The sequence below is a fragment of the Kitasatospora sp. NPDC004669 genome (assembly GCF_040609455.1).
Lineage (GTDB): Bacteria > Actinomycetota > Actinomycetes > Streptomycetales > Streptomycetaceae > Kitasatospora.
Genome location: NZ_JBEXKB010000020.1, coordinates 89,245 through 96,652 on the forward strand (window position 1 = coordinate 89,245; position 7,408 = coordinate 96,652).

Here is a 7,408-nt window from a genome sequence, read left to right on the forward strand (position 1 = left end):
TGGTGGCTGCCGCCACCGCGGGGGCCGTTTCCATGCTCGGCGCGGGGTACGGGAGTGACTCCGCCCAGGCAGCCGGTCAGCAGGCGCCCCCGGCAGCGGCCGCGGTGGTGTCCACCGTCTCCTTCAACACCCCGAACGCACCTTCCGCCGTGCAGGTGGGCATCGTCGACTTCGCCTTCTCCCCGTCGACGCTGACCGTCAGCCAGGGCACCACGGTTACCTGGACCAACGACGGCGCGGTTCTGCACTCGGTGAAGAGCGACGGTCGTGGTCCGCTGCACTCGGGGCCGTTGAGCCCGGGAGAGTCCTACAGCTTCCGGTTCAACTCGCCCGGGACCTACAGCTACTACTGCTGCTTCCACTCCTCCGTCATGCTCGCCAAGGTCATAGTGAGGTGATAACCCGTTGTTCAACCAGGAATTCGGCCTGGCGATCGAACGAAGGTTTCCGCTCGGATGATTCTCCGCCGGGCAGGGCATGAAGGCAGGGCCTCCCGAACGGCTCGCACCGCCCCCGGGAGGCCCCTTGTCGACCAGGCCGGCAGACAACCCTCGGTCACCCCACCAGCTCTCGCCCGGTTCGAAGCTGCGGATCACCGCTCCTGCGGGACGTCGGACTGTGCGGGGTTGATCGGGAGTCGGACCTGGAAGCGGGTGTCGCCGGGGACGGACTCGAGCCGTAGGTCGCCGTGGTGCCGGTTGACGATGATGCGCCAGGAGATGTCCAGGCCCAGTCCGGTGCCTTCGCCGACGGGTTTGGTGGTGAAGAACGGGTCGAAGACCCGGCTCTGGACGTCGGCGGGCACACCCGGGCCGGTATCGCGGAACTCGACCAGCACCCGATCCCCGTCCCGTGCGGTGCGCACCGTGAGCGTGCCGCCCCCGGCTCCGTCGCCGCGCATGGCCGAGGCGGCGTTGTCGATCAGGTTCGTCCAGACCTGGTTCAGCTCAGCGGGGTAACCGGGGATGCCGGGCAACGTGCGGTCGTAGTCGCGCACGACGGTGATGTCCGGGCCGAGCTTCGCGGCGAGCAGCAGCAACGTGCTGTCCAGCAGCTCGTGCACATCCGCGTTCTGGTAGGGGGCCCGGTCCAGCTGCGTGTACTGTTTCGCCGCGCCGACGAGCGCGGAGATGCGACGGATGGCGTCCTCGATCTCACCCAGCAGCAGGTCGGCCTCGACCGTGCAGCCCAGCCAGTTCAGTGCGCTGCCCAACAGGTGTTCGGGGACCGCGCCCGCGATGTCGTCCAACCAGTCGGTGCCCAGGCTCGCCTGGACGAGGACCGCGGCCAGCTGCCTGCCGTCGGCGACGTCGTGCGCCTCCAACCAGTCCTCGACCTCGTCCTCGAAGTCCGCGGCCTGCAGCGGGCTGAGGGACGGGGCGTGCCGCACCCGGCTGACGGCCATGTCCTGAAGCTCGTTCAGGTGGGCCAGGTCTTCGCCTCGGTGTGGCTCGGCCACGAGCTCGCCGAAGTCGCGGCGCACCCGGGCGATGCGCTCCCGCAGCGCGGAGGTGGCGCGCATGGCGGCGGCAGCCGGGTTGTTGAGCTCGTGCGTGAGTCCGGCGGTCACGGAGCCGAGGGCAAGCAGCCGTTCCCTCTGGCCGATCGCCTCCTGGGCGTTCTTGAACCCGAAGAACAGGCCCTCCAGCAGGTGGACGGCCATCGGAAACCATTCGTGCATCATCCGCGCGAAGGCTTCCGCGGGCAGGACGAAGAACCTCGACCGTTCGGTCACCCGCAGCGAGTTGTTGTACACCTGCGGCACCTGGTCGCCGAGGTAGGCCTGGAAGGCCCCGGCGTACACCCCGGGCGCGGACGTGCGGCTGATGTCCACCTCCTGGCCCCCCACACGACGCGAGAGCACCACGGTGCCCCGGAAGAGCACGTAGAAGCTCTCGGCCGGATCGCCCTCCCGGTACACCGGGCCCGGGTCGAACCACTCCACATGGCCGTCCCGGCACAGTCGGGCGACTTGGTCGGGGGGCAGCTTCTCGAACAGGAACAGCGTCCGCAGCTCCTGCTCCTCACACTTGGCCGGGCGGGTGGTCATGACTGCTCCAGGTAGCGGTGTGCGAGCATGACGGCCATGGCGCCCTCGCCGACGGCCGAGGCAACCCGTTTGGCGGACTCCGCGCGCACGTCTCCGGCCGCGAACACCCCCGGCACGCTGGTCTCCAGATGGTAGGGCGGCCGGTCCAGCGTCCATCCGGCGGGCGGGCCCCCGTCGGCGCTCAGGTCGGGCCCGGTCAGCACGAAACCGTGCGAGTCCCTGAGCACGGTGCCCTCCAGCCAGTCGGTCAGCGGGGCGGCGCCGATGAAGACGTACATCCACTGGGCGTCGACGGTCTCGGTCCGCCCGGTCGCCTTGTTGCGCAGGGTCAGCCCTTCCAGGTGGTCCTTGCCGTGCGCGGCCTCCACGACCGTGTCCGTGCGCACCGTGATGGCGGGGGCCTCCTGGACCCGCTGGAGCAGGTAGTACGACATGGAGGCGGCCAGCTGCGGCGCCCGCACCAGCAGCGTGACCCGCCGGGCGGTGCGGGCGAGGAACATCGCGGCCTGGCCGGCGGAGTTCGCCCCACCGACGATGTACACGTCCTGTCCCCGGCAAGCGGCCGCCTCGGTCAGCGCCGAGCCGTAGTAGACCCCGCGCCCGGTCAACTCGGCCACGCCCGGCACGTCCAGCTGCCGGTACGACACACCCGTCGCGAGGATCACGGCCTGGGCGGAGACGGCGGAGCCATCGGCGAAGCGCAGCGTGCGGGCGGACCCGGTCACCTCCAGGCCGGTCACCCTGCACGCCGTGAGCAGCTCCGCCCCGAACTTGGTGGCCTGGCGGCGTGCCCGGTCGGTGAGCTGTGCGCCGGAGACTCCGTCGGGGAAGCCCAGGTAGTTCTCGATGCGGGAGCTCTGGCCGGCCTGGCCGCCGGTCGCCTCGCGTTCCACGAGGACGGTGCGTAGCCCCTCCGAGGCTCCGTAGACGGCCGCGCCGAGGCCGGCGGGTCCGCCGCCGACGATGACCAGGTCGTAGAAGTCGGCCGCGGGTGTCGTCGACAGCCCCACGTGGGCAGCCAGGTCCCGTTCCGTGGGCTCGACCAGCCCGGTGCCGTCCGGGGTCACCACCAACGGCAGCTGCCGCCCGTCCTGCCCCGCGGCGGCCAGCAGCCGCCTGCCCTCCGGCTCCTCGCTGGAGTACCACCGGTACGGCACCTGGTTGCGGGCGAGGAACTCCCGGATCTGCGAGGAGCGCGCCGACCAGCGGTGGCCGACGACCTTGGTGGTGTTCACGACGCGACCGTCGGTGGCCAGCCACGTCTCCAGGAGGTCGTCCACCACCGGGTAGAGCTTCTCCTCCGGCGGCTCCCACGGCTTGAGCAGGTAGTGGTCGAGGTCGACGACGTTGATGGCGTCGATGGCGGCATTGGTGTCGGCGTAGGCGGTGAGCAGCACCCGTCTGGCCCCCGGGTACAGATCGAGCGCCGTCTCCAGGAACTCGATGCCGTTCATCTGCGGCATCCGGTAGTCGGCCAGGATCACCGCCACCGGCGCGCCCCGCAGCTTCAGCTCGCGCAGCGCCTCCAGCGCCGACGCGCCGGACTCGGCGCGGACCACCCGGTACCGGTCCCCGTAACGGCGGCGGAGGTCCCGGGCCACAGCACGTGACACGGCGGGATCGTCGTCCACGGTCAAGATCACGGTCCGCGCCGCGCCGGTGGCCTCTGCCATGGTTCACCACCCGGGATTGTCGCAGGGCTGGGGGCCCTTCCAGTCTGCTCGTCGTGACGCGCGACGGCCCGTCCTCGCAGCATCACGGGGCAGGCGGCTGGTTCGCCTGGGCGGACGCCCCGGGACGACGTGGCCTGTGGTTCGTCTCAGGGGTATTCCCGAGGATAGTACTTCGCACTCGGACGAGCGTGCCGGCCGTTGCCCGCCCTGGTGAGCTGCGCCCAAGCCGGCTGTCCGGTCGGATCCAGGCGCCCGCGGACGGGAAGCCGGGCCGCCGGCAGCGGAATCCTTCTCGGAGCGGGACGCCGGAAGGCCGTCTGACCACCCCCGGCACCGACCGGCCATCGCCGACACACCCGCCCGACGAACTGTCCGTTACCGGCCCACGTTCCCAGCAGGCGGTAACGGACAGTCGAGCAGGGTCAAGAGGTAGCCTCGGCGCACGGCATTCCACTCAGCCGGCATCCTTCGCCACGATCTACTGCACCACGACCGTGCCGTGCATAAAGGGGTGGATCGAGCAGATGTACGCGTACGTCCCGGGCGTGGTGAAGGTGTAGCTGTACGAGGCGCCCTGGTTCAGCGTCCCGGAGGCGAGCGGGCCGGAACCGCTGCTGGTCACCGTGTGCGCGTCGGTGTCGCTGTTGGTCCAGGTGACAGTGGTGCCCGTGCTGACCGTGAGTGTGCTGGGCGCGAACGCGTAGTTCGCTATGGTGACTTGCTGTGCTCCGGCGGCCGGGGCCTTGGGCACGGCCGTCGGGACCGTCTGCGACACCGCGGACGCGGCGACACCGTGCGATTGTGCGGCCACCGCGCCCCCTGCGCCGAGCGCGCCGAGTCCCGCGGCGACCGCGGCGGCCACCAGGGGTCTCGCGATCCGACGGCGCGCATTGTCGTTGCTCTTGGTATTCCTGCGTGATATCTCAGTCATGATGCCCACCCGACATGTGTTGGCTTGACGCAGGGCTCTCTCAGCGTATCCCCCGCGCCACCGGATGGGCATCTCAGCAGGTTGGCCGCTCAGGACCGTTGCCTCAGGTGCCACGCCCGGCCTCGCCCCGGTACGTGTCCGGCACATGAGAACCAACCACCGCCCGGGCCGGCGGGCACCCTCGAAAGCCCCGCATTCGATACGAGGCCGGTGCCGTCCGGGAACCGCTGTGCCGGACGGCACCGGCCGCGCTTCAGCCGGAAGGGACTACCAACGGTCGTGCGACGGCACCGGGTTGAGCTTGGCACTGAGCGCCGAGAGGAAGGTCGGGAGCTTGTCGACCATGGTTTTGGGGACCGGGGTGGTCTGGACGGTGCCCCGCCTCACGTCCTGGATGACGAGCGTGAAGGTGCCGTTCTCCTCGACGAGTTCGGCGGCGTAGAGCAGTGTTTCCATCGAGGTCTCCATCGAGGTTTCCATCGGTGATCCTAGGCGTGGGCGTCGTTCAGCCAGCCGGTCCACGCCTTGGTGGCCTGCTCCTCGTCGGCGTTCTCGGCGAACAGGTGGTGGCCGAGCCAGATCGGCCAGTTCCAGGAGCTGCCGTTGAAGAACCGGTACAGCGTGTCGGGGCCGCGCAGGCCGATGAAGTCGGTGCTGAGCCAGTCCACGACCACCTCCTCCGGGCCGCCGTCCGGGCCGGGGACGAGGAGTGGCAACCGGTCGCCGACGGCCGCGTCGTCGGGGAGGCCGAGGCGTCGGCGCAGGGCGGCGAAGTCGGCCGGGTCGGTGGTGGTTTCGGGGCGCTGGGCCTTGGCGTAGACGGCGGGGCGGCCGGCGAAGTGCCGGAGGTACTCGGCGAGGGCGTGCTGGTAGAAGTCGACGTGCTTCTCGGCCGCGTCCGACTTGGTGTCCCAGTTCCAGGTGTCGTCGACGACGCCCGTGTGCACCCAGTGGATTCCCATGCGCAGGTGGCTCGTTCCGCCGTCGGCCGGCTCGATCCGGTAGGTCAGCGTGTTGGAGAACCCGCCGTCCTGGGTCGCCCGAACCGCGAAGTGGCGCGGTGGCTCCCATGCCACGACGGTGGCGTCGCCCCGGGTGGCCTTTCCGCCGACGCGCGGCTCGACCTCCATGGGGTACAGCCAGCCGAGGTTGCCGGCGCCGGTGGCGACCGCGTCCCAGACCTGCTCGGGTGTGGCGGGCAGGTCCTGCTCCCGGCGGACCTCGAACTCTCGGGCCATGGTCAGTTCTCCTTCGTCATCGGTCATGTGTCAGTAGGTCAGCGGGAGGGCGCACAGGCGCCGTTGCAGCGGGTTGGGCCGCCATTCGAGGGCCGCCCCGCCGGCGGCTTCGTCGGCCAGCCGCAGCTGCGGAAGCCGGCGGACCAGCGTGCCGATCGCCACCTCGGTCTGGAGCTTGGCCAGCGGGCCGCCGAGGCAGAAGTGCGGGCCGTTGCCGAAGCTCAGGTGCCGGTTGCCGGGGCGGGTCAGGTCGAGCCGGTCCGGGTCCTCGAAGCGCTCGGGGTCACGGTTGGCCGCGGCGAGGAACAGGTACACGAGGTCCCCCTCGCGTAGCGTCCGCCCGCCGATCGCGACGTCCTCGGCGACGACCCGGACGATCGCCTGGGTCGGCGTGTCGTAGCGGGCCAGTTCCTCGACGGCGGTGCGGATCAGCGCCGAGTCCTCGCGCAGCCGGGCCAGCTGGTCGGGGTGGCGCAGCAGGGCGAGCGTGCCGTTGCCGACCAGATGGGTGGTGGTCTCATCGCCTGCGGTGATCAGGACGAAGCAGGTGGACAGCAGTTCGGAGTCGGTGAGCCGGTCGTCCTGGGCCTGGGTCGCGACCAGGGCGCTGATCAGGTCGTCGCCCGGGTGGGCCCGGCGTTGGCGGACGAGCCGGGCGAGGTACTCCTCGTACTGTTCGATCGCCGCCTCGGACTTGTCGATGTCCTCGCTCATCCGGCCGAAGCGACGGAACCAGGTCTCGACCTGCGGACGGTCCCCGGGCGGGATGCCGAAGAGCTCGCAGACGACGGACAGCGGCAGCGGGGAGGCGACCTTCTCGATCAGGTCCATGGTCGGCCCCGCCGCGACCGCCTCGTCGACGAGCCGGTCGACGATCCGCTGGATGCCGTCGCGCAGGGCTTCGACGCGCCGGGCGGTGAACGCCCGGTTGGCCAGCTTGCGCAATCGGGCGTGGTCCGGCGGGTCGGTGTTGGTCATCACCCTGCCGAGCCGGTCGGTGAGTCGGCTGAAGGCCTTCAGGTCGCCGCCGAGCGCGCCGTAGGCGCGGGTCATCCGGTCCCGGTCGTTGGACAGCCGCAGGTCGCTCAGCGCCGCCTCGACGTCGGCGTACCGGGTGAGGTGCCAGATGCCCTGGGCGTTGCGGTGGACCGGGCTCTCGCGCCGCATGCGGGCGTAGAACGGGTAAGGGTCCCGACCGGACTCGGGCGTCCGCAGCGCCGCGGCGAGGTCGTCGGGCCGGGCGAGGCCCGCGCTGTCGCGGGCCTCGTCCAGGGTGTCGGTGGAGGTCACGTCGGCCCTGCTACCGCTGGGCGTCCATGGCGTCGGCGAGGCTCTTGGGCCGCATGTCGGTCCAGGCCTGCTCGACGTGCTCCAGGCAGGCGGCGTGGGTGTCGGGACCGTGGGCGACGGTCCAGCCGGCCGGGACGTCCGCGAACTGCGGCCAGAGCGAGTGCTGGTTCTCGTCGTTGACGAGCACGAGGAAGGTTCCGTCCTGGTCGTCGAAGGGGTTGGTCAT

The 7,408-nt window shown here is 70.8% G+C and carries 8 protein-coding genes; 1 reads left to right on the top strand and 7 read right to left on the bottom strand.

Features of this window, described 5'->3' with window-relative positions; genetic code table 11:
• Nucleotides 1–2 precede the first annotated feature (2 nt).
• Nucleotides 3–398, top strand: a complete 396-nt coding sequence (locus ABZW30_RS19125; protein WP_355672289.1) for a plastocyanin/azurin family copper-binding protein — start codon at nt 3–5, stop codon at nt 396–398.
• A 194-nt stretch (nt 399–592) separates the two neighbouring features.
• Here the strand turns inward: ABZW30_RS19125 and ABZW30_RS19130 are convergent, their stop codons facing one another.
• The 7 genes from ABZW30_RS19130 to ABZW30_RS19160 form a co-directional block, all read right to left on the bottom strand.
• Nucleotides 593–2,050, bottom strand: a complete 1,458-nt coding sequence (locus ABZW30_RS19130) for an ATP-binding protein (protein ID WP_355672290.1) — start codon at nt 2,048–2,050, stop codon at nt 593–595.
• Nucleotides 2,047–3,723, bottom strand: coding sequence for an FAD-dependent oxidoreductase (locus ABZW30_RS19135; protein ID WP_355672291.1), 1,677 nt, complete (start codon nt 3,721–3,723; stop codon nt 2,047–2,049). The genes ABZW30_RS19130 and ABZW30_RS19135 overlap by 4 nt, the downstream gene beginning before the upstream one ends.
• A 478-nt stretch (nt 3,724–4,201) precedes the next feature.
• Nucleotides 4,202–4,654 carry a cupredoxin family copper-binding protein gene (locus ABZW30_RS19140; RefSeq protein WP_355672292.1) on the bottom strand — a complete coding sequence of 151 codons (453 nt, stop codon included), beginning with the start codon at nt 4,652–4,654 and terminating at the stop codon, nt 4,202–4,204.
• A gap of 267 nt (nt 4,655–4,921) precedes the next feature.
• Nucleotides 4,922–5,134, bottom strand: coding sequence for a hypothetical protein (locus ABZW30_RS19145; RefSeq protein WP_355672293.1), 213 nt, complete (start codon nt 5,132–5,134; stop codon nt 4,922–4,924).
• An 8-nt stretch (nt 5,135–5,142) separates the two neighbouring features.
• Nucleotides 5,143–5,892, bottom strand: coding sequence for an SRPBCC family protein (locus ABZW30_RS19150; RefSeq protein ID WP_355672294.1), 750 nt, complete (start codon nt 5,890–5,892; stop codon nt 5,143–5,145).
• 30 nt (nt 5,893–5,922) lie between these two features.
• Nucleotides 5,923–7,182: a cytochrome P450 gene (locus tag ABZW30_RS19155; RefSeq protein WP_355672295.1), complete on the bottom strand. Its 1,260-nt coding sequence runs from the start codon at nt 7,180–7,182 to the stop codon at nt 5,923–5,925.
• A 10-nt stretch (nt 7,183–7,192) separates the two neighbouring features.
• Nucleotides 7,193–7,408, bottom strand: coding sequence for an MbtH family protein (locus ABZW30_RS19160; protein ID WP_355672296.1), 216 nt, complete (start codon nt 7,406–7,408; stop codon nt 7,193–7,195).